Source organism: Micromonospora sp. NBC_01740, assembly GCF_035920365.1.
In the GTDB taxonomy this organism is placed as follows: Bacteria; Actinomycetota; Actinomycetes; order Mycobacteriales; family Micromonosporaceae; genus Micromonospora; species Micromonospora reichwaldensis.
Window position 1 is genome coordinate 4,048,812 of the sequence record NZ_CP109150.1, and the last position, 19,741, is coordinate 4,068,552.

Genomic DNA, 19,741 nt, shown 5'->3' on the forward strand with positions numbered 1-19,741 from the left:
TCGGTCGGCGTTCCGTCGCGGGGCGCCGACCGGCCACCGGTCTTCCCTCAAGCCCCTTCCTTCCGTGGTGGTGACGGCATCATGCTTGCTCGACTGACTTCTTCTCGACCAGCGCGCTCGCGCGCGATCCGGATCTCAGCAACCCTCCTCGCCACCCTCCTCGGTGCGAGCCTCGTCCAGATCCCGGCACCGGAACCCGCTGCCGCGAGCGCCAATCGGCCAGGGCTGCAACCGCAGTCACCGCCGGCAAAGGGCAGTGCCTTACGGGCGGAAAAACCCAAGCCGGACCCGACCGCGGACAAGGTCATTACCCGGCCCGGCCCTGTCGCCTGGCCGACCGGTGGCATCGCCGACATTGACGCTGCCACCGCAACACGCGCCGACGTCGGCGGACTTCCTCTGGCAGTCTCCCGAGTCAACCCAACCGTGAAGTCGCCGCAGGCAGCCGGGAAGCGGCCGGGTCCGGTCCGGGTGCAGGTGTACGACCGAACGACCGCGACGCACATTGGAGTCGACGGCCCGGTAGTACGGGTACACCCCTCTGACGCAGTAGCGCCAACCGCGTTGAACCTGTCAGTCGGCTACGGTGCATTCGCCCACGCAATCGGTGGCGATTGGGGTGCTCGCCTGCGCCTGGTGCAGTTGCCGGAGTGCGCAGTGACCACGCCCGAGAGGACCGAGTGCCGAAGGCAGACACCGCTGAAGTCGGTGAATGACGCAGTTACGCGGACGGTCACCGCAGACGTGACTGCCACGTCCGGCACCTCCCTGCTAGCTCTGACCGCCGGGGACTCGTCCGTCCAGGGCGACTACAAGGCCACCCCGCTGGCTCCCTCCTCCTCGTGGCAAACGGCCCTGTCCACGGGCAGCTTCAACTGGAGCTATCCCATCCGCATGCCAGCGACGGCTAACGGCTTCAGCCCCACGGTAGGGATCGGCTACTCCTCCCAGGCTGTCGACGGGCGGACTGCGGCTACCAACAATCAAGGCTCGTGGCTGGGCGAGGGTTTCGGGTACGAGCCGGGCTACATCGAACGCCGATACAAGCCGTGCGCAGATGACGGCCACGACACGTCCGGTGACCAATGCTGGGCACGGTACAACGCCACCATCATGCTCGCAGGCAGCTCAGGCAACCTGGTGAAGATCGATGACGACAACTGGAAACTCTCAAACGACGACGGCTCCACGGTCGAGCGGCTTCTTGGCGGCACCAACGGCGACGACGACGGCGAGCACTGGAAGCTCACCACCACAGACGGCACGCAGTACTTTTTCGGGCGCAACCGGTTGCCCGGCTGGACCGACAACAAGGAGGAGACGAAGTCGGTCTGGTCTCTGCCAGTCTACGGCGATGACGCCAATGAACCCTGCCACAAATCCACCGGCTTCAACGACTCATACTGTAATCAGGCGTGGCGATGGAACCTTGACTACGTTGTCGACCCGCGCGGCAACGCCATCTCCTACTATTACAACAGAGAAAGTAACCACTACGCCCGTGGCGGTCGCACCGATATCGATGGCACCGCATACCACCGTGGCGGTTACCTGACCCGCATCGACTACGGGCAGCGTGACCAGCAGATATACACCACCAACGCCCCGGCTCGTGTGGTCTTCAGCACGACGGAACGGTGTATCGCTAACGGCGCCGTCGACTGCGATCCCCAGGACCTGAATCAGGACACGGCCGCATCATGGCCGGACGTACCCCAAGACCGCATCTGCGTCGCTAACACCCACTGCAAGGACACGCAACGGTCGCCGACGTTCTTCACCCGCAAACGGCTCACCCGAATCCAGACGCAAATCAGGCAGGGCGCCGGCTGGTCGCCTGTCGAGTCTTGGAACATCGAACACGAGTTCAAAGCCAACGACGACAACTCTCGAACCTTGTGGCCAAAAAAGCTCACCCACACCGGTCACCGGGGAGGCAGCGACCTCACCGCGCCAGCAACCGAATTCGACGGCATTCAACTTGCCAACCGAATCGTTCGAGACAACGACAACCTCGGGCCGCTGATCCGCTATCGTCTGGCCACGCTGAAGACGGATACCGGTGCGCAGATCACCATCAATTACAAGGATCCAGACTGCACCAAGTCCAACATTCCTGAGCCTGGCGAGTCGATTAGGCGCTGCTTCCCCGTCATCTGGAATCCGCTGGGCGGGGGCGACGAGCATAAAGTGACCGACTGGTTCCACAAGTACGTCGTCGACAACATCATCACCGACGACCTCGTCGGCGGCGCTGACGACATGGCCGTCTCCTATGAATATGTCGGCAACGCCGCATGGCGCAAGATGGAGCCAAACGGCATCACCAAGACCGAGGATCTCACTTGGTCGGATTGGCGGGGCTACCAGAAGACGATTGTCCGGTCGGGCGACGGCCAATCCATGCCCATTCGAACCGACCACTTTTTCATGCAGGGCATGAGCGGCGCCAAACGCCCTGATGGCGGCAGGCCTACCGTCTCGGTCACCGACTCCACCGGCAAATCGTTTACCGATCACGACGAGCTGTCCGGCCACGAATATGAGTCCGTCCGCTACAATGGGTCCGCCATCGTCTCGAAGGAACTCAACGAACCGTGGCGGCTCGTCACGCGCACACAGTCGGAAAGTTGGGGTGAGCTGACGGCCGCCATGGTGGGCCCGAGCGTGGTGCGCAAGCTGACGGCGCTGCCCGACGACCCTCAGGGCACCGAGCGGTGGATGGAGACTCGACTTGCCAGTAAGCGGGATAGCCGGGGTCGTCTCGTTGAAGTCGACGACCTAGGCGAGGTTGGGCCAGACAAGAGCGATGATGACCGGTGCATACGCACCTACTACATCGACAACCCCGGCAAGCGCATGTACTCCTACGTGTCACGGGTGCAGACCGTCTCAGCGAGCTGCGCGGACAGCACGCCGGACCTCGCCACCCAGCTGATATCGGACACGCGCACCAGCTACGACAGCGAGGGCTGGAACGTCGCCCCCACCAAGGGCACCCCCACCCGCACCGAGGACCTCGATCGGTACGACGGCACTAATATCCTCTACCTCAGGACGTCGGAAACGACAGCGGTCGACAGCTACGGACGGCCTACCTCGGCGAGGGACGCCCTAGGGAACGTCACCGCCACCGAGTACACCGACACCGACGGCATCACTACACAGATCAAGACCATCAATCCGTTGCAACACGCTTCGACGGTCACGCTGGACCCCGCCTTCGCGGTGCCGACGCGGACCCTCGACGCGAACGACAAGCGCACAGACCTGAACTACGATGCCTTCGGCCGCCTGACTGCAGCCTGGCTGCCTGACCGAGACCAAACCCAAGGCGCCAGTCCCACCCTGAAGTTCCACTACCAGGTGCGCAAGGACAAGACCAGTATCGTCACGACCGAGCGCCTCAAGAACGACGGCACGTATCGCGCTAGCCACGAGTTGTACGACGGCCTGCTCCGGTTGCGCCAGACCCAAACTCCGGGACCCGCTGGCGGCTGGCTGCTGACGGACACGTTCTACAACGGCACCGGACAGGCGTACAAGAACAACGACACCTATCTCGCGCTGGGCACCCCTGGTGATGTTCCGATCGTGACGGCCGAAGGCTCCGTCAACGGCCAGACGACCACCATCTACGACGGCGCTGACCGGCCGGTCAAGGGAATCTTCTCGGTCGCCGGCGACACACGCTGGGAGACGACCACAACCTACGAAGGCAACCGCACCAGCATCGATCCCCCCGCCGGCGGAATTCCAACCACCGTCGTGGTCAACGGGCAGGGCCGTACCAGCGAACTCCACCAGTACCACGGCGACAGCCCTGCCGGTCCAGCTGACGTCACCCGCTACACGTACACGCCCTCAGCGTCACTCGAATCGGTCACCGACCCCGCGGGCAACATCTGGCGCTACCACTACAACCAGCGCAACCTCAAAAACCAAGTCGAGGACCCAGACACCGGCGACAGCTCCTATGAGTACGACGCGTTGGGTCGGATGACCGCGACGACCGACAGTCGAGGAAACAAACTGTCGTACGTCTACGACGCTATCGGCCGCAAGACTGAGTTCTGGAACGGAGAAGTCGGCACCGGCACGAAGCTCGCCGCCTGGGTTTACGACAACACCGGCAACAAGGGACAGCTCCACTACAGCCAGCGAATCGCCGGAAACCAGAACTACCACACCATTGTCTTGAGTCGTGACCAACTCTATCGGCCGACAAAGACCCGCTACAGCTTCCCACCTGGAGGTGTGGGTACGCAGCTGGGCAAGTCATACGACTTCAACACCGCATACAACACCGACGGCACCGTGCAATCAGTCGGCATGCCCGCCGTAGGCACCGTAATGGCGGCCGAGGCTGTCGCCACCACCTATGACGACCTGCTGCGGCCGACCACCCTGACGGGCGTGACCAGCTATGTAACGGCAGCCCAGTACAGCAACACCAACCAGCTACTCCAAGCCGAGCTCTACACCGGCGGCACCGGCAAGAAGGCTTGGCTGACCTACGGCTACGAGCGCGGCACCGGACGCCTGAGTACCACCAAGGTAGGCCGGCAGGGCATCCCCACAGACGACATGAACGCTACATACCAGTACGACGCGGCCGGCAACGTCAAGGCCATCATCGACGCACCCGACGGTGGCGTCAGAGATGCCCAGTGCTTCACGTACGACTATCTGCAACGGCTCACCAAGGCATGGTCAACAAATACCACCACTGCCACGTGTGCCGATGGGATTCAGCAGACTGGAGTGGGCGGTCCCGCGCCCTACCACCACTCGTGGACTTTTGACACCGCCGGTAACCGGGACATCGAGACGATCCACTCGACCAGCGGCGGCGTCGACACCACACGCGACTACACCTTCCCCCAGCAGGGCGCGGGCCAGAACCAGCCGCACACCGTCACCAGAGTCGAGGAAAGCGGCCCAACCGGCACCCGTACTTATCAGTACGCGTATGACGCGGCAGGCAACACCCGATGCCGACCGAACACGGCAGCAGTAAACGTCTGCGTTGCTGGCAGCGAGTCGGCGCACCAAGCGCTGACCTGGGACGCGGAGGGCCATCTGGCAACCAGTGCCCCAGCCGGTAGTCCAGCTACGACCTACATCTACGACGCTGACGGCAACCGCATCGCCCGCAAGGATCCCGCCGGCACCACCCTTTACCTCCCAGGAATGGAGGTCAGCCAGGCCGGAACCACCCTGACCGCGCTCCGTTACTACGCCTTCGCCGGTAAGACGGTCGCTGTCCGCAACAGCAACGGCGTCTTCTTCCAGGCTACCGATCACCACAACACCGCCACATGCACCATCAACGCCACTACCGGCGCCATCGCCTGGCGGCGTACCACGCCCTACGGATCGTCGCGGGAGCCTGCTACACCCGCATTCTGGCCCGACACGCGCGGCTTCCTCGGTGGCACCCAAGACAACACAGGGCTGACCCACCTTGGGGCTCGCGAATACGACCCAGCCCTCGGCATGTTTATCTCCGCCGATCCTCTTATCGATCCCAACAATCCGAGCGAACTCGGCGGATACGCCTACGCACGTAACAACCCAGTCACCATGTCTGACCCCAGTGGCCTTAAACCATTCGGAGCGAGTGACCCTGGAACGCCCGCTGGTGCCCCCGGTGGACCGATCAACACAGGTTACAAGCCGCTGACCCAGGTTTCCGGAAGTAGCGCTATCTATGTTGACCAGAATGGCTACCCGCATCACCAAAGGCCGAAGAGTTTCAAGGTTGATCCCGCAGAGCAGGCTGCGCTGGACCATATGAATGGTCGCCTGAAGGTTTCTGGTGAATACTATGACCCGAAAACTAAGACTGGCTCTCGCTACATCTTTCAGCATGAAGAGGGTGCCGAGTCGCAACGGCTCAAGGGTACCGTAGAGCTGCCCTCGGGCGAGGTTACTGTCACGGGTACCACTGCTGACGTAATCAAAGTATCCTGGATCGACGGCAAGATCGTCAGTGTCGATTCTCACGAATTCACCGGCGGTAAGGTGGGAGAGGAGGAGAGGCACGCAATAACTGCCGTGAACAAAATGCGGACCGACAAGGGGAATTCGGCGAAGCGGCAAACACAGTACGTCGTATTTGTGGCGGAAAACGACGAGCAGGCGGCTAGGATGCGCGCGGAGACGGCGGGCAACCCCAACATTCGTGTGATTAACCCCAAAACAGGGTTTGACACTGGAGAGATATATAGCAAAACCCACAAGGCGGCGCTCAATGTTGCACGTTCTCGTGCGGTCGCCCCTCGTGGCCCGGGCGGTGAGCCCAAGGTCAACAGGGGCGGCGGCAACGGAGGAGTAGGTCGAGGAATTACGGGTGGAGCAGGAGCCCTCGGCATCGTGGGAGACCTCTACTCCATACATGAGGGGGCTGAAGCGTTTTCGGATCCAGAAAAGGGGGCTGACATGATGTGCGGACTGGGGTACGCCGCTTACTGCCCAGCGTCGCCATCACTCGTAGGATAGAGTACTCGACAAGCGCATTGTCTCGCGGGCGGGTTGGGTATTCCCGCCCGCCCGTGAGCCTTTGTGGCCTAGTGTCCTTAGCCCATCTTATTGGACTTCTCCGTGGGCCCGCGGGGCTCTCGTTGAAGGCAATAGGGTAAGTCGCGGGCGGGCGGCCCGTCTTCCTGACGCAAGCGCATGCCTGAAGTGGTCCGATGTGGTGTACGATTAAAGTCGAGAAGGTTCGGGCTATTCTTCTGCCAGTAACTTTCAAGGCAGTGTCCAGTCGGATGACTCCTTGAAGTGGTGGGGTCTCGTGCCGCGGGGAGGCGGGACTCGTTACCTTTATCGTATCCTGGGTTTATGATGGCCCATAGACTGCTGCTATAAAGCCCGATTTGAAAGGTGAATTGAGTGGGTGTCCAAGCAGAGTTCGTGCGTCTCGATGCGGACCTTTTAAATGATATTCGTCAGTTAGCATCGATAGACGCGTATCGGCAGCTAACGGACTTTGATCCGATTTACTGTCTGGATCTGGATCGGGCGTGGCGGCGACTCGCTCCACTCATGGCGGCGGCATCATTTCCTATTAACCCCATTACCGATGGTTCTCCCTTTCCTGATGAGCAGAGGGCGTGGAGGGAGGGGCCCGGCTCGCGCTGGCTTGGCGTGCAGGATGTTGCGTTGGCCGCAGCGCACCTTAGTCGGACTCCGTATAGTGTGCTGGCACCCCTTGTGCGGTCTGTGGTGGAGGCTGAGGAGGGCGTGCATGTAAATCTAGATGTTGAATCGCCGGATTATGGGAAGCCGCTCTCGCCGGACGAGGCAAGTCGCATTGTAGTTGGCGAAGAGGTGGTGCGTGAACTCACGGAACTTCTCGCCGAGCCATATCGAGATCTATGCAAGTTCTTCGATCTTGCCGCACTTGATGGACAATGCACAATTTTCTGGGCTGCCTAATTTCAGTCATGCGGCCCGCGGCAGCCCATCGGGGACCAGTCGAGGTCGCGGGCGCCGGCCTTCACGCCTTGGGGTGAGGTTCCCTCGGAGACGACGAGTGGAACACTCGGACGGGCACCGACGCCGAGGTGGCCCGGACCTTTGCCGTCCGCCTGCGCGACGACGTCGTCCCAGCAGCCCACGCATCCTGGCATCAGCTCGACGCCACTGCGGCCGAGCTTGCCGCCGCTTGCTCGGCGTTGGTGGAGCTCGCCTACGGCACCACGCGGATCATGCCAGCCGCCGCCAGCCGACTCGAGATGACCGACATGCTCGAGGAGCTGAATCGGCAGCTTGGTGGCTAACGCCAACGCCAGTCATGTGCGTCGGAGCACGGGGCGCGGGAGGAAGTCGTACAAGCTGTTGATAGGTCTGCGCCTCGAGCGTTCGGTGGCGGAGAGGCGCTGGTGCCGTTCCCTAGCGCTTCTCCGCAGCCGGGCCGCCCGTGAGATCTCACAACCGTCTCACGGACGGCCCGGGAAGGCCCGGTAGAGCCCGATCTGCCTCGGACCGTCGCCTGGCCGATGACCTGCATATTCGGCAGGAGGCGGTATCGTCCGGCAGTCGCCGGTAGACCTGCTAGTTCACTGGGGGTCAAGGGGTCGTCGGTTCGAATCCGGCCGTCCCGACGCAGGTCAGAGGGCTGATCCGGAAATCGGGTCGGCCCTTTCGCCGTTCTGGGGACCAAGATCAGTCAAGTTGGAGCGTGCCTAGCGCTGCTTGACCGCTGGTCAAGTCTTGAAGCGTTAGTGCGGGATGCCTGCCGAATCGTTCGCTATCTGCATCAAGGCGGCCCGCAAAGCGGGCCGCGCCGGCCCGGCCCCGGCCTGCTGGCGACCTCCGGCCGGCATCGGCCGGGCCGCCCGGCCACGTTTGGGGACGACACGATCAGAAGACCTCGGGGCTCCGCCCCGAACCCCGACCCTCCTCAGAGATCGGCTGGGGCGGATCACCTCGCCGGGCACCACAAGGGCTACCAGCCTCCCCGGCCGGGGCCAAGGTCGTTCGTCCGGTAGGGCGCTCCACCTTGTCCCCGTCCGGGGAGGCTGGACGGTCTGGCGACTGCCCGACGAGGAGATCCGCCTCAGTGTCAAGCGGGGCTCGACCCAAACCGTCTTTGGGGCCAACTCCGAGCGACAGGTTGATGAGGTCAAAAGCGCTTGCTGGCCACCCGCTGCTAGCAGACGGGGTGACCGAGGCCGGGACGATCTGAGGGTATGTTGCACTTCAATGGCTCTCATCTTCATCGCGCTTGTGCTGCTAGCGCTGGCTTGGCCGCTGGTGGCGGTCGGTGCCGTTGTGCTCGTGATACTTGCCGTGCTCGCCCTCAGGGGCGACCAGCTCCTGCGGGATAGGTCAAGGGCGCTGACGCGGGCGGGAGGGTTGCTGACCGTTGGGGCGGCGTTGACGGCGATCGCCGCCTACGGTCATGGGCTGGCGGCGACCACCTTTGGGTTGATGACCGACGCCGACGACCGGTGCGCGCTGAAGCGGCCAGAGGGCTATGACTACCGCCATGGTGCCCCGGCTGGTGGATCGCACAGCATGTGGCCGCTGCATGACACCACGTGCGGCCCCGATTTGGTGCCCGGTTTCGTCAATCCCTTGGTAGCTGGGTCGGTAGTGCTGTTCGTGGCGCTCGCGATGATCATGACCCTTATGAGGGTCAAGTCTCGTTAGCGTTTGTGACCGGCGACGTGGTGGCCGTGACGGGCCATCCACGGGCCAGTAACCGCGGCGCGCAGCGGTCATGAGCTGGCACGAACGGCATTCGGCTCTGCCGCCGGCCGCCAGGCGTTTCGGGCATCACGACCCGTTGAGCACGCTCTTCCAAACTGACGGTGCGAGCGCCACTGGCCCGGTCTCGCCGTGCCCGTTGCGTGCCCGTTGGGATGGACGACGACGGTCAACGGCGGTCAGCTCCTGGACGTGACGGCCAGCGTGGCGAGGCAGGTCAAGCCAGGTCGCTGCCCTGCGAGTTCCGGCCGTATCCACACTTCCTAAACCGCCTGCTGCGGTCGCTGGGGCGTGTCACCGTCCCGGGGACCAAGTGGGGACCACACGGCCTGCGCGATGGTGCGCGGCACGACGTCGGCCGCACGGCCTGATCTTGGGGATAGCGTGGGTGACGTGCGTGGACGTGTGGCGAAGCGTCCTGGGGGTCAAGGGGTCGTCGGTTCGAATCCGGCCGTCCCGACTGGTGTTCACCAGCGGATATAGAAGATCATATGTGATCTTGCGGTAACGCTGGCGGTAACGGAGATCGCTTAACGTGGGCTGCATCCCCCGATCCCGTTACTGCGGAGGTGCAGCCCCGTGGCTGTCTACAGCTACCGCCTCGCCAACGGCCAGACCCGCTGGTTCTTCATCATCGACCTCCCGCCTGATGCGGAAGGTCGCCGCCGCCAGCACAAGCGGCAGGGGTTCCCCAATCAGGCTGCTGCCCTGAAGGCGGAGGACGAGGCGCGCGTCGCCTACGGGGGAGCGGACCTCGGCGCCGACGGCAGCGTTGCTGCGGAGCTGGAGAGCTGGCTCAACGAGCGCGAGCTGGACCTCCAGGAGACGACGCTCAGCAACTACCGGGACGTCATCCGCTGCTACGTGGTCCCGCACATCGGCGGGCGACAGCTCTACGCGCTCGACAAGCGTGTCCTTCATGACCTCTACAAGAAGCTCCTGAAGAGCGGCGGCAAGAACGGCGGGCCGCTGTCGCCGACCACCGTCCGCATCGTGCACCGGATCATGATGAAGGCGCTGGCCGATCTCGGGGTCAACGTCGAGGGCGTGCGGCAGCCCCGGCAGGCCGAGCGGGAGACGATGGGGCGCAAGGGCGTCTGGACGCCGGCGCAGTCGGCGAAGTTCCTCAAGCACCACGCCGACCACCGGCTGCGTGCCGCGTGGGTGCTGGCGATCGTCGTCGGTGCCAGGCGTGGGGAGCTGGCTGGTCTCAAATGGCCGCGCGTCGATCTTGATCGCGGCGTGCTGCTGTTGCACTGGCAACGCACCACGACCAGCAACGGGGTGGTGGAGAAGGCGCCCAAGGGCAAGAGCAAGCGGGCGGTAGCGCTCGGGCCGGCCCTGGTAGCGGAACTGCTCGCCCACCGGGAGCGCCAGGTCCTGGAGAAGGCAGACGCTGGCGTCCTGTATCACGACGGTGGTTACCTGTTCTGCCGCGAGGACGGGGAGCCGTACTACCCGAAGTACTTCACCGACCAGTGGGCGAAGGCGTGCGGGGATGCTGGGGTGCCCGTGATCGCGTTGCACGACGCGCGGCACACCTCCGCTACCACCGGCGCTGACGCCGGTGTTCCCGAGCACGTGATGCAGCGGCGGCTCGGTCACGCTGACAGCCGGACGACGCGGGAGGTCTACACCCACGTACTGCCGGAGAGCGAACGGAAGGCCGCAGAGCTCATGGAGGCAGTACTCGGCGACGCAGCGACCTGGTCGCCCCGGAATAGCTAGACCGAAGACGCTGGGTCACGCCCGACCGCAGTACTTCTGGCTGCGGAGGTTGCCGGTGAGGGAGCCCGATGTCCGACCGCCAGCTCGGGCATCGGCACGGTAGCCAGCGGCTGTGGCCGTTGCCGTTACCCGTGGCGGTTGCTCTCACTCGGCAACGCGCCGAGTAACCGGATGATCGCATCGTGAGGGCTGACGCCGGTATCGGCGTGCTCACGACCTCAGGGGAGGGCGGCGGACAATGTCAACGACCACAACTGGCGGACGCAAGCCGGGCCAGGCGCTAAACCAGGTCTGGACGATCGAGGCGGTGCGGGAGCTCGGCGTCACCACCGACGTGGAGACCGCCGGAGCGATCCTGGGAATCGGGCGCACCAAGGCCTACGAGCTGGCCAAAACCAACAAATTCCCGGTACGCCTTCTGCGCGTCGGCCGGCGGTACCTCGTGCCCGTACCGGCGATCCTCAAGCTGCTTGCCATCGAGTAGCTGACCTGCCGCTAGCCAGGCTCAGAACTTGAGACAGGGAAGCCCGGGACTGACCGGGCTGGTGGCCGACAGAACAAAGGACCGACGGCGCGCACGGTGTGAGCCGGCGCGCCGTCGGTCAGCCGTGTGAGTCGTTACGGTCAGGGCGCTGGGACAGCGCCAAAGAACTCCTGCAGCCCGGTGCGCCCGATCGATCAGCGGGGCCAGGCTGCGAAGCGTCGCCGTAGCTGTACCACGTCGGCGCGAGTGAGCTGGTACGGCACGAATGCCTCGTCGGGCATCCTGTCCAGGCGCCGACCCACCACTGGAACGTCCTCTGCCTCAAGTCCGGGGTCAACGCGGCGGGCCATGGCCAGCAGCTGGGCCGGCGTGTACCGGTCGAGCACTGCGGCCACATCGACGTAGTCACGCTCGCGGGCGCGTCCCACGAGCGCGGTGACTTTCCAGGCCAGCAGGTCAGCCAGGTCCATGACCGGGCCGACATCCATCACCACCGGAGCATGGAGCCGCGCCTGACAGGACAGGCTCAGCCGGACCATCTTGTTGCTCCGTTGAATCTCCCATTCCGTCATGTGGTCGTCAAAGCCGTAGATTACTGCCGACAGCTCGCTGTCGTCGGCGACCCGTGATACCTGGAAACCAGCTTCGAGCAACGCCGTCTCCACGGCCTCGGTCGCTGCGGCGACTCCGTCGGCGCGGTCGGTGAAGGCGTCGACGTCCTCGGTCGGCCGGTCGACGACTCCGTGCAGGAGCAAGGCCAGTCCACCGCCCAGGGCCAGCCCGTGCTGCTTGGCTACGGAGAGCGCGACCCGCGCGACCTCGACGTGCTCTGGGTCAGGGTGAGGCATCAGGCTGCGGCCGAAACCTGGCGCAGCACCGCATGCCGGTCCTCCCACGCGTGGCGCACACCCCGCGGCAGGTAGAGGTCGTTCCATACCCGGACCAAGGTCGGACCGTCGAGCCAGGTGCAGAGTTCATCAACCCGCACCGCTTCAGTCAGCACGATCTCGTACAGGGCGTTGCGCGCCCACTCCTGGTCCAGGTTGACGCTGCGGTCTGGCCGCCAGAGCAGCCGGTGTGGCAGCTCCACGACACCACTGGTCGGTCCGTGCAGGGCGGCAAGATCGTCTACGACCACGGCGGATCGGCCCGGCCGGGCTAGATACCGCCGGGCGGAACGGGTCGAATTGGCGCCCATGCGTCGAGGGTAGCGCCTCGAACGGGTAAAGGCGGGATGCTGCCGATGCCAACTGGGACGCCCATCAACGGCGGTCGGTCATTGGCTCGACCTCGGCTCGTTGGCATCGCGACCGCCGCCACGGCGCCGACTCGCTAATCATGGCCGCGCAGCCTCTGCTACAGGGGCAGCGAGGGGCCGGTCAGCCAGCGCTGCTACGGCCCGCCGCAAACTGCCGCACGTCAGCGCTGCCGTGGCACCGCGACCGTTTGATCAGCGCGGCGCCCGTGTCGCCGGGCATGGTCTCGTGCGATCAGGACCACGTGACCTTCCCGCCACGGCTGCGCTGTCCGGTCGGGCTGGACATGGCCAACCACCACCCTGCCGGGTGTGCTCGACCGCGCCTGGTCGAGATTGGCGGCCAATGGCCATATCTTGCTCCCTGTCGCGGGCCATTCCGGTTCGCCGGCCGCTGCGGACCCAGATGTCCCGTCCGCGTTGAGTTGGCACCGTCCGGTATGACTTGGCACGAGGTTGGCACTGTCCGGGTTGAGGTGGCACGTCCGGTACGGTGCTGTCCGGTCTCAGCGAGGTTTGAGGGTTCTCGGCGAGTTGACAGGCTTCCCGATGAGTGTGCGTGTATTTGGTCTCGACCGGCAGTCAGCTGTGTGCCGATCGGGCACTACGGCGCGGCGACTGTTGCGGCAATGGCCGCGTACTTGCGGTCCGGGCGGTCCGGGGACTGCTGCTGCAAGCGCTGAAGTTCGGTGAAACCAGCCTTTGCCAGGCGGGCAGAGAATGTGTCTACGGGCCAGCGGTATGCCGTGTGGACCTTGTGGTCGAACGCGGCCACATCGTCGTCGCTGTCGAAGAAGCCGATCACCAGGTTCCCGGAAGGAGGCAGCATCCGGCGGAACTCGGCGAGTACCGCATCCAGCTCCGATGGCGGTAGGTGGATGGTCGAGTACCAGGAGAGGATGCCGGCCACCGAGTGGTCGGGAAGGTCCAGGTCCGTCATTGATCCGAGCTGGAACGCCGGCCCGGGAAAGTGGGTCCGGGCGTAGCCGATGAACTCAGGTACCAAGTCGACGCCGGTCACGTTGGCGCCGAGCGAATGCAGGTAGGCGCTCCAATGCCCGGGGCCGCAACCGAGATCGAGCACGGCGCCGTCCAAGCCGACGAGGTGGTCTCGGACAAGGGCCGTGTCATCCACGTGGGCCTGCCAGTCACCATCGAACAGGGCGATGTACTGCTCGGACATGTGCGAGTAGGCGTCGCGGACCGGCTGGTTGCTCACGGCGCCACTCTAAAGTCTGCCCGCGTTCCGCCCCGAACCCAGTATGCGTCCGGGTTGAGGTGGCACGTCCGGTACGGTGCCGGGGTGCTGCGCGCGGTGCCGGGCCTGGGTGGGCCGCTGACGGCTGAGTTCGAGGTGGGCTACGTCGGCGCCGAGGGATCGGAGGTCCGCACCTCCTTGATCGACTCGGCGGGGGGCTGTTCGAGCTGGTCAAGCCGGTACGCGGCTTCCCGTCGTACAAGCGGCAGCGCAACTTCCCGGGCTTGTGGTGGTCGTCGACGACCGGCGCTCACGTCGGGTACGAGTCGTGGCTGGAGCGCGATCACCTGATGCTGCTCGACTTCGACCCGGCGGTGGCCGGGATCGCGTCGCAGCCGTTCTGGCTGTTCTGGGACGACGAGGCTTCCGGCCGGCGCCGTTCGCACGCGCCGGACTACTTCGCCCGGCTGGCCGACGGGCGGGGCCTGGTGGTGGACTGCCGACCAGTCGACCGGATCAAGCCGCGTGACGCCGCGGCGTTCGCCGTGACTGGCCGGGCGTGTGAGCTGGTCGGATGGGAGTATCGGCTGGTCGGCGCGCCGGAGCTGGTGATGGTGCGCAATGTGCGCTGGCTGGCCGGTTACCGGCATCCGCGGTACCGGCTGCCGGCGGTGGGCGCGGCGTTGCGGGAGGTGTTCGCCGAGCCCGCGCAGTTGATGGACGGTGCTGGCGCGGCGGGTGAGCCGATCGCGGTCCTGCCGGTGTTGTTCCACCTGCTGTGGTGCGGTGAGCTGGCCTGTGACCTCGGGGTACGGCTGCACGAGGCGACCATCGTGACCACGGCCGGGGCCTGCTGATGGGCGCGGGCAAGTTGCCGGTGCTGCGTGTCGGGGAGTGGGTGCGTTTCGACGGCGACGAGCACCAGGTGGTGGCGCTGGCCGGCACGTCGGTGCGGCTGCGCTCGCGGGGTGGGGTTGCGCAGGTGGTGCTGCTGGCGTTCCTGCTCGCCGCCGCGGACTTCGAGCTGCTCGACGAGCAGCAGGCGGTGCCGGCGGTGGAACCGCTGGGGCTGCTGGAGACCCTGCCGCACGAGGTGCTCGAGCGGGCCCGGCGCTGGGAGCGGCACCTCGTCGAGGTGGTCACCGGCCGGGCACCGGAAGCGCCGGAGGGCGCTGGGCCGCGGCCGGGTTACGACCCGGCGGCGAGCACGCTGAAGGACCGCGACGCGGCCAAGGCCGTCGAGCTGAGCGCCGCCGGGCAGCCGACCTCGGCGCGGACGGTGACGCGGATGCGGCTGCGCTACGCCGAGCAGGGCCTGTGGGGGCTGGTCGACCAGCGATACACCCGCGGCAGCGACCCGGTCGGCCGGGCCGACGAGCGGCTGGTCACGGCGATCCGCGCCGAACTGGACGCGCAGACGCACGCCTCGACGGGCACCCGCGGGCGCCTGATGCGACGGGTGCGCACCGCGCTGGACGCCGAGCACGGGCCCGGGGTGGTGCCGATTCCGGGTCGCAGCGCGTTCTACGAGCTGGTCGGCGTGCTGGCCGGCGGGCGGCACTCGTTCGGCGCGGCGACCACGCGCCGGTCCCTGGCCAACCGGCCGGTTGCGCCGTTCACCCCGACGTTCGCCACCGGCCCGGTGAGCTGGTGCAGATCGACTCCACGCCGCTGGACGTGATGGTGCTGCTGGACTCCGGCGTCCCCGGCCGCCCCGAGCTGACGATGGTCGTCGACGTGGCCACCCGCACCATCGCCGCGGCGGTGCTGCGCCCGGCCGGCACCAAGGCCGTCGACGCCGCGTTGCTGCTGGCCCGCACGCTGGTCCCTGAGCCGATGCGGCCCGGCTGGTCGGCCGCGCTGCGCATGTCCGCCTCCCGGCTGCCGCACACGCGGCTGCTCGACATCGACGCCCGGCTGGAGACCGCCGCGGCCAAGCCGGTGATCGTCCCGGAGACGATCGTCATCGACCACGGCCGGGTGTTCGTCTCCGAGGTGTTCACCCGCGCTTGCGACCGGCTGGGCATCTCTATCCAGCCGGCCCGCAAGGGCACCCCGACCGACAAGCCGCTGGTCGAGCGGCAGTTCTCCTCTATCGCCAGCCTGTTCTGCCAGCACGTCGCCGGCTACACCGGCGGCAACGTCACCCGCCGCGGCGACCGGATCACCGACGAGCCGCTCTGGAGCCTGCCCGAGCTGCAAGACCTGCTCGACGAGTGGATCGTCGCCGGGTGGCAGCACCGGCCCCATGACGGGCTCCGCGACCCGCACGCGCCGCGCCGGGCGTTCAGCCCGAACGACGCCTACGCCGCGATGGTCGCCGTGTCCGGCTACCTGCCCCTGACGCTGTCCGGGACCGACTACCTGGAGCTGCTGCCGGTGCACTGGCGCCACGTCAACGAGTACGGCATCACCATCGACCACCGCACCTACGACGACGACGCCCTGCCCCACAGCGAACGCTCCACCGTCGCTGAGCAGGGCGGGCGCTGGGAAGTGCACTACGACCCCTACGACCTGTCCCACGTCTATGTCCGCACCCCGGCCGGCTGGATCACCGCGGCCTGGACGCACCTGCCGATGGTCAGCGCGCCGTTCGCCGACTTCACCTGGCGCCACGCCCGCCGGATGGCCGCCGCCCGCGGCCTGCCCGACGACAACGAGACCGAGGTCGCCCGGGTCCTCGACGAGCTGCTCACCCGCGCCGGCAACGGGCCGCCGAACAAGGCCACGGCCCGCGTCGCGGCCCGCACCCGGGCGGCACGCCGCCGGGTGCTGCCCGAGGCGCAGGTCATCGACCTGCCCACGCCCGCACCCGCACCCGGCGCCGGGCCGGCGCCGGTGGAGCCGTTCGGGCTGTTCGACGTCGACGCCGAAGCCGAGCGCTGGCTATGACCCGGCGCAGGGCCACAGTCCCGGCTCCCGTCTCGGTGCGCCTCCGCCGCAAACGTCCCTTCCGATTGAGAGGCAAAGGCCCCGCCCCGATGGAGCACCTGAGCCAGCCCGACCAGGCCAAGCAGGTCCTGGCCGACGAGCCGTTGACCACCAAGGAGGGCTGGGCGCGGTTCGTGGACCGCCGGCCCACCAGAGGGGCGTTAACCGGCCAGGCGTCACGATCACGCCTCAGTCGCCTTCCTAGATCGTATGTCGCAGGTTCGAACCCGCCCGTGGGCACCAGGTCACCGCCGATCCGCGACCGCTGTCCCGCCCTTCAGCGGTGTCACGCTGCCTGCCGCGACCGCCTCAGCCGGCTCAGGTCGACGCCGTAGGCGAGCGCGATGGTGAAGGTCAGCGCCGCGCCGGCCCAGGCGGCCCACCAGAACAGGAAGCCGCGCAGGTCGAGTCCATTGCCGTTGGCGAGCATCGGGTCGTACGGCGGAGGAAACAGCCGGTGGAAAGCAGGACCGCCGAAGAGGAAGATTGCCCCGGACACGATCATGCCGCTGGCCACGAAGCGCCGCAGGGACCGCCTGCCAAACTCTCGCTGCCGCCGGATCAGGTTGGCGACCAGGCTCAGGCCGATTGGTCCGCCGAGGACGAGAGCCCCGCAACCGATGAGCGTCGCTGTCCCGTACGTCACGGACCGATGCTACTTCCGTACCTGACCGTGATCGAACGCAGGAACCAGGATGGCCGGCGGGTCACGCTCGTGCACGGTGGCGGCAGGCCAAGTGTGGACGCTGCAGCCCTGCCGGTGCGGCCGGACACCGATGTGCTGGGGTGACCTTCCGACCTCGGAACGCCTGCAGGGGACGTAAAGCAGCGGCGAGGCAGCAGGAGGGCAGCACCAACGTCGGTCGAGTCTGGTCCATGACGTCAAGCAATGCGTACCAACGCCTGCTTGTCGACCCAGCATGGTACGGCCCAACACCGGGCGGTAGGTTGAGACCGCATCCCTCCAGCGGGGTCAACCGGGGTCACCAGAGGAACGGCTGTCGACAGCAACGTTGCCGGACGGCGGCACTCTGCCGAGCGCTCGCAGAGTACTCAGGTCTACGCCAATGCTCGTCCCGGACCGCACGGAACTCCGCCCGCCGCGCTCGGCCTGCTGGCGGCCTCCGGCCGGCATCGGCCGGCTCAGCGGGCCAGACTGCCCGGCCGCGCTACTCCGCTGGGTTCGCCGCAATGAGTAGGTGGCCCCACTTGCGCTGGGACCAGCTCAGCAGTCCAAGAAGGAAGACGACGGGACCTCCTAAGGTCCACAGCACGCCGACCTTCTGGCTGCCAGGGAAGGAGACAACTTCTGCGACCAGAAGAACTCCGACGACGGCTACCAACGCGCCCGTCGCAGGCTGTAGCCATCGCGGTAGGCGGTTCGAGCGGCTCTTATGTAGCAGATACTCCCCGTACTTGCGGGCGGCTAGGGATACCTTGGGATCCGGCGCTGACTTTCCCTCCTTCGCTCGCAGTACGGCCTCGCGTCGCTGCTGGGCACTCACCCGACGCCAATCGGTACGGGCCTGCCGTCGCTGCTGCCAGGTTAGAACGAATAGATCATCACGCACGTCTGGGAGGGTAGCCGGTTCAGACCAGCAGGCAGCACGAGAATGGCCGTGCCGATTGCGTAGGTGGTCGTCCGCCGCCGTGGTCCCGGCAATCGCTGCCGCACCGCTTCGCGGTTTGCCACCGAAGTACGTGGTTCAGGCGCGCGACAGCCCGGCGCCACTGCAAGCCGCCCCGGCCCGAAGGCCGGGGCGGAAAGCCGTACGACGCCGGACGACCGCGCCCAGGGCGAGCCGTGCCAGCCACGTGCCATAAGCCGGTGCCGTAGGCGGTCACTAGAGGTCAGCACCGGTCAGCGTTACCCCGCCGCCGACCAGGCACAACAGACAGAACGGGACAGCCGGATACGATCTTCCAAAGTGGCGGTGCCGTTGGTCGGCGGTCAGGGCAGCAGCGCCCGAAGCCGGCCTATCCCTTCCAGCACGTCGGCGCGATGCTTGCCTTCCTTGATCCATGCGGGTAAGCGCTCGACAAGGGTTTGGCTCCCCATGTCTCGGCCGCGCTCCCGCAATCGAGCGGACACGTACGCCTCCAGCAGGTCCAGATGCTCGGCGTTGTATGCCCAGAGCACCCGCCCGCGGCAGTCGACCGAAAGCCAGAGCGGCAGTCCGAAGTACGGGTCATTCGGGCCTGAGAAGTCAGGAAGTGTTCGCGCGTTGTCGCCTGCGCGGCGAGGAGCATCCCAGACGCCAGTAAACGGGCACCCGAGACAACTGAGCCGACGACGCAGCCAGACATGATGCCGGGAGCCGTCGGCCGACTCAGGATCAGGAAGGACCGAAGCCCGCCCGGCACAGCGTGGGCAACGGACGAAGATCGCTCCAGCGGCCAAGCCACGCAGCCAGTACTTTGGGTCGCGGAAGCGTCCCGCGATCCCTGTCTCGGCTGCTGTCATAGATCAAACCGTACAGCCATCCGTACAGCCAGGCCGACCAACATCGGTCGTGAGCGGGCGACGACGGTTAACAGCTCACGCAGGTCAACGGTGAGGAGCGACGCCGGCCGACAGAGCGCTTGATCTTTGCGAGACAGAGTTCGGAGCGCTAGCCGCGCCCGCAGCGCATCATCTGAGAGTCAGCGAATCGTCAGCGAACGCCGTACCGCGTGCCGGCCCTCGATCATGCTCGACGGCACGACCGATGCCTTTGACCGCGCGGTACGGCACTTGATCACACTCGCTGTTACGTCAGGTCACTTCCCCGCCGACGGTGGTCGCTGAAGCGCTGGCCGGTGCCGGTAACGGTTCCGCTCACCGGGGCGTTAACGGCCGGGCGTAAGGCTCGTTGCCGTGAGCACCGAAGGCAATGTCAGCGCTTCTGGTCAGGCTCGGCACCGGGAGCACCTCAGCCCCGGT

Annotated in this window: 14 protein-coding genes; 9 read left to right on the forward strand and 5 right to left on the reverse strand. The window is 66.1% G+C overall.

Translation table 11 applies throughout. The features are described 5' to 3' along the window. The first annotated feature begins 81 nt into the window (after positions 1-81). The 6 genes from OG989_RS18795 (at position 82) to OG989_RS18820 (ending at position 11,431) form a co-directional block, all read left to right on the forward strand. Positions 82-6,504, forward strand: coding sequence for an RHS repeat-associated core domain-containing protein (locus OG989_RS18795; protein WP_327027815.1), 6,423 nt, complete (start codon positions 82-84; stop codon positions 6,502-6,504). Positions 6,505-6,897: 393 nt separating this feature from the next. Next, the gene (locus OG989_RS18800) at positions 6,898-7,443 is read left to right on the forward strand and encodes a hypothetical protein (RefSeq protein WP_327027816.1); all 546 of its coding nucleotides are present in this window, start codon (positions 6,898-6,900) and stop codon (positions 7,441-7,443) included. Between the two features lie 128 nt (positions 7,444-7,571). After that, the gene (locus OG989_RS18805; RefSeq protein ID WP_327027818.1) at positions 7,572-7,787 is read left to right on the forward strand and encodes a hypothetical protein; all 216 of its coding nucleotides are present in this window, start codon (positions 7,572-7,574) and stop codon (positions 7,785-7,787) included. A gap of 925 nt (positions 7,788-8,712) precedes the next feature. Then, on the forward strand, positions 8,713-9,162 hold the full coding sequence (locus tag OG989_RS18810; protein ID WP_151453103.1) for a hypothetical protein: 450 nt from the start codon (positions 8,713-8,715) through the stop codon (positions 9,160-9,162). Positions 9,163-9,798: 636 nt separating this feature from the next. Further along, positions 9,799-10,947 (forward strand): tyrosine-type recombinase/integrase, encoded by a 1,149-nt coding sequence (locus OG989_RS18815; RefSeq protein WP_327027820.1) that lies wholly within the window; start codon positions 9,799-9,801, stop codon positions 10,945-10,947. Positions 10,948-11,185: 238 nt separating this feature from the next. Continuing rightward, complete coding sequence (locus tag OG989_RS18820; protein ID WP_101409302.1) at positions 11,186-11,431, forward strand: helix-turn-helix domain-containing protein; 246 nt, start codon at positions 11,186-11,188, stop codon at positions 11,429-11,431. A 194-nt stretch (positions 11,432-11,625) separates the two neighbouring features. On the opposite strand, the gene OG989_RS18825 is transcribed toward OG989_RS18820, so the two are convergent. The 3 genes from OG989_RS18825 to OG989_RS18835 all read right to left on the reverse strand — a co-directional run bounded on the left by OG989_RS18825 (position 11,626) and on the right by OG989_RS18835 (position 13,869). Continuing rightward, a complete protein-coding gene (locus OG989_RS18825) occupies positions 11,626-12,279 on the reverse strand; it encodes a nucleotidyl transferase AbiEii/AbiGii toxin family protein (RefSeq protein ID WP_327027822.1) in 654 nt (217 codons plus the stop codon). Continuing rightward, positions 12,279-12,629 carry a hypothetical protein gene (locus OG989_RS18830; RefSeq protein WP_327027824.1) on the reverse strand — a complete coding sequence of 117 codons (351 nt, stop codon included), beginning with the start codon at positions 12,627-12,629 and terminating at the stop codon, positions 12,279-12,281. The genes OG989_RS18825 and OG989_RS18830 overlap by 1 nt, the downstream gene beginning before the upstream one ends. A 661-nt stretch (positions 12,630-13,290) precedes the next feature. After that, on the reverse strand, positions 13,291-13,869 hold the full coding sequence (locus tag OG989_RS18835; RefSeq protein ID WP_077938073.1) for a class I SAM-dependent methyltransferase: 579 nt from the start codon (positions 13,867-13,869) through the stop codon (positions 13,291-13,293). A gap of 242 nt (positions 13,870-14,111) precedes the next feature. Here OG989_RS18835 and OG989_RS18840 point away from each other — a divergent pair, with 242 nt between their 5' ends. From OG989_RS18840 to OG989_RS18850, 3 genes are read left to right on the forward strand one after another with little or no spacing between them, the layout of a single operon-like run. After that, the gene (locus OG989_RS18840; protein ID WP_327031201.1) at positions 14,112-14,741 is read left to right on the forward strand and encodes a TnsA-like heteromeric transposase endonuclease subunit; all 630 of its coding nucleotides are present in this window, start codon (positions 14,112-14,114) and stop codon (positions 14,739-14,741) included. Further along, complete coding sequence (locus OG989_RS18845; RefSeq protein WP_327027826.1) at positions 14,741-15,565, forward strand: hypothetical protein; 825 nt, start codon at positions 14,741-14,743, stop codon at positions 15,563-15,565. The genes OG989_RS18840 and OG989_RS18845 overlap by 1 nt, the downstream gene beginning before the upstream one ends. Continuing rightward, positions 15,535-16,779 (forward strand): Mu transposase C-terminal domain-containing protein, encoded by a 1,245-nt coding sequence (locus tag OG989_RS18850; RefSeq protein ID WP_327027827.1) that lies wholly within the window; start codon positions 15,535-15,537, stop codon positions 16,777-16,779. The genes OG989_RS18845 and OG989_RS18850 overlap by 31 nt, the downstream gene beginning before the upstream one ends. A gap of 325 nt (positions 16,780-17,104) precedes the next feature. On the opposite strand, the gene OG989_RS18855 is transcribed toward OG989_RS18850, so the two are convergent. Both OG989_RS18855 and OG989_RS18860 read right to left on the reverse strand, forming a co-directional pair. Next, on the reverse strand, positions 17,105-17,464 hold the full coding sequence (locus OG989_RS18855) for a hypothetical protein (protein WP_327027829.1): 360 nt from the start codon (positions 17,462-17,464) through the stop codon (positions 17,105-17,107). Between the two features lie 1,305 nt (positions 17,465-18,769). Next, positions 18,770-19,282 (reverse strand): TFIIB-type zinc ribbon-containing protein, encoded by a 513-nt coding sequence (locus OG989_RS18860; protein ID WP_151457746.1) that lies wholly within the window; start codon positions 19,280-19,282, stop codon positions 18,770-18,772. Positions 19,283-19,741 lie beyond the last annotated feature (459 nt).

What these genes read in the sequence shown, in the direction of transcription:
- OG989_RS18795 (WP_327027815.1), top strand. Translation starts at nt 82, where the DNA reads ATGCTTGCTCGACTGACTTCTTCTCGACCAGCGCGCTCGCGCGCGATC.
- OG989_RS18810 (WP_151453103.1), top strand. Translation starts at nt 8,713, where the DNA reads ATGGCTCTCATCTTCATCGCGCTTGTGCTGCTAGCGCTGGCTTGGCCG.
- OG989_RS18820 (WP_101409302.1), top strand. Translation starts at nt 11,186, where the DNA reads ATGTCAACGACCACAACTGGCGGACGCAAGCCGGGCCAGGCGCTAAAC.
- OG989_RS18825 (WP_327027822.1), bottom strand. Translation starts at nt 12,279, where the DNA reads ATGCCTCACCCTGACCCAGAGCACGTCGAGGTCGCGCGGGTCGCGCTC.
- OG989_RS18830 (WP_327027824.1), bottom strand. Translation starts at nt 12,629, where the DNA reads ATGGGCGCCAATTCGACCCGTTCCGCCCGGCGGTATCTAGCCCGGCCG.
- OG989_RS18835 (WP_077938073.1), bottom strand. Translation starts at nt 13,869, where the DNA reads ATGTCCGAGCAGTACATCGCCCTGTTCGATGGTGACTGGCAGGCCCAC.
- OG989_RS18845 (WP_327027826.1), top strand. Translation starts at nt 14,741, where the DNA reads ATGGGCGCGGGCAAGTTGCCGGTGCTGCGTGTCGGGGAGTGGGTGCGT.
- OG989_RS18860 (WP_151457746.1), bottom strand. Translation starts at nt 19,282, where the DNA reads ATGACAGCAGCCGAGACAGGGATCGCGGGACGCTTCCGCGACCCAAAG.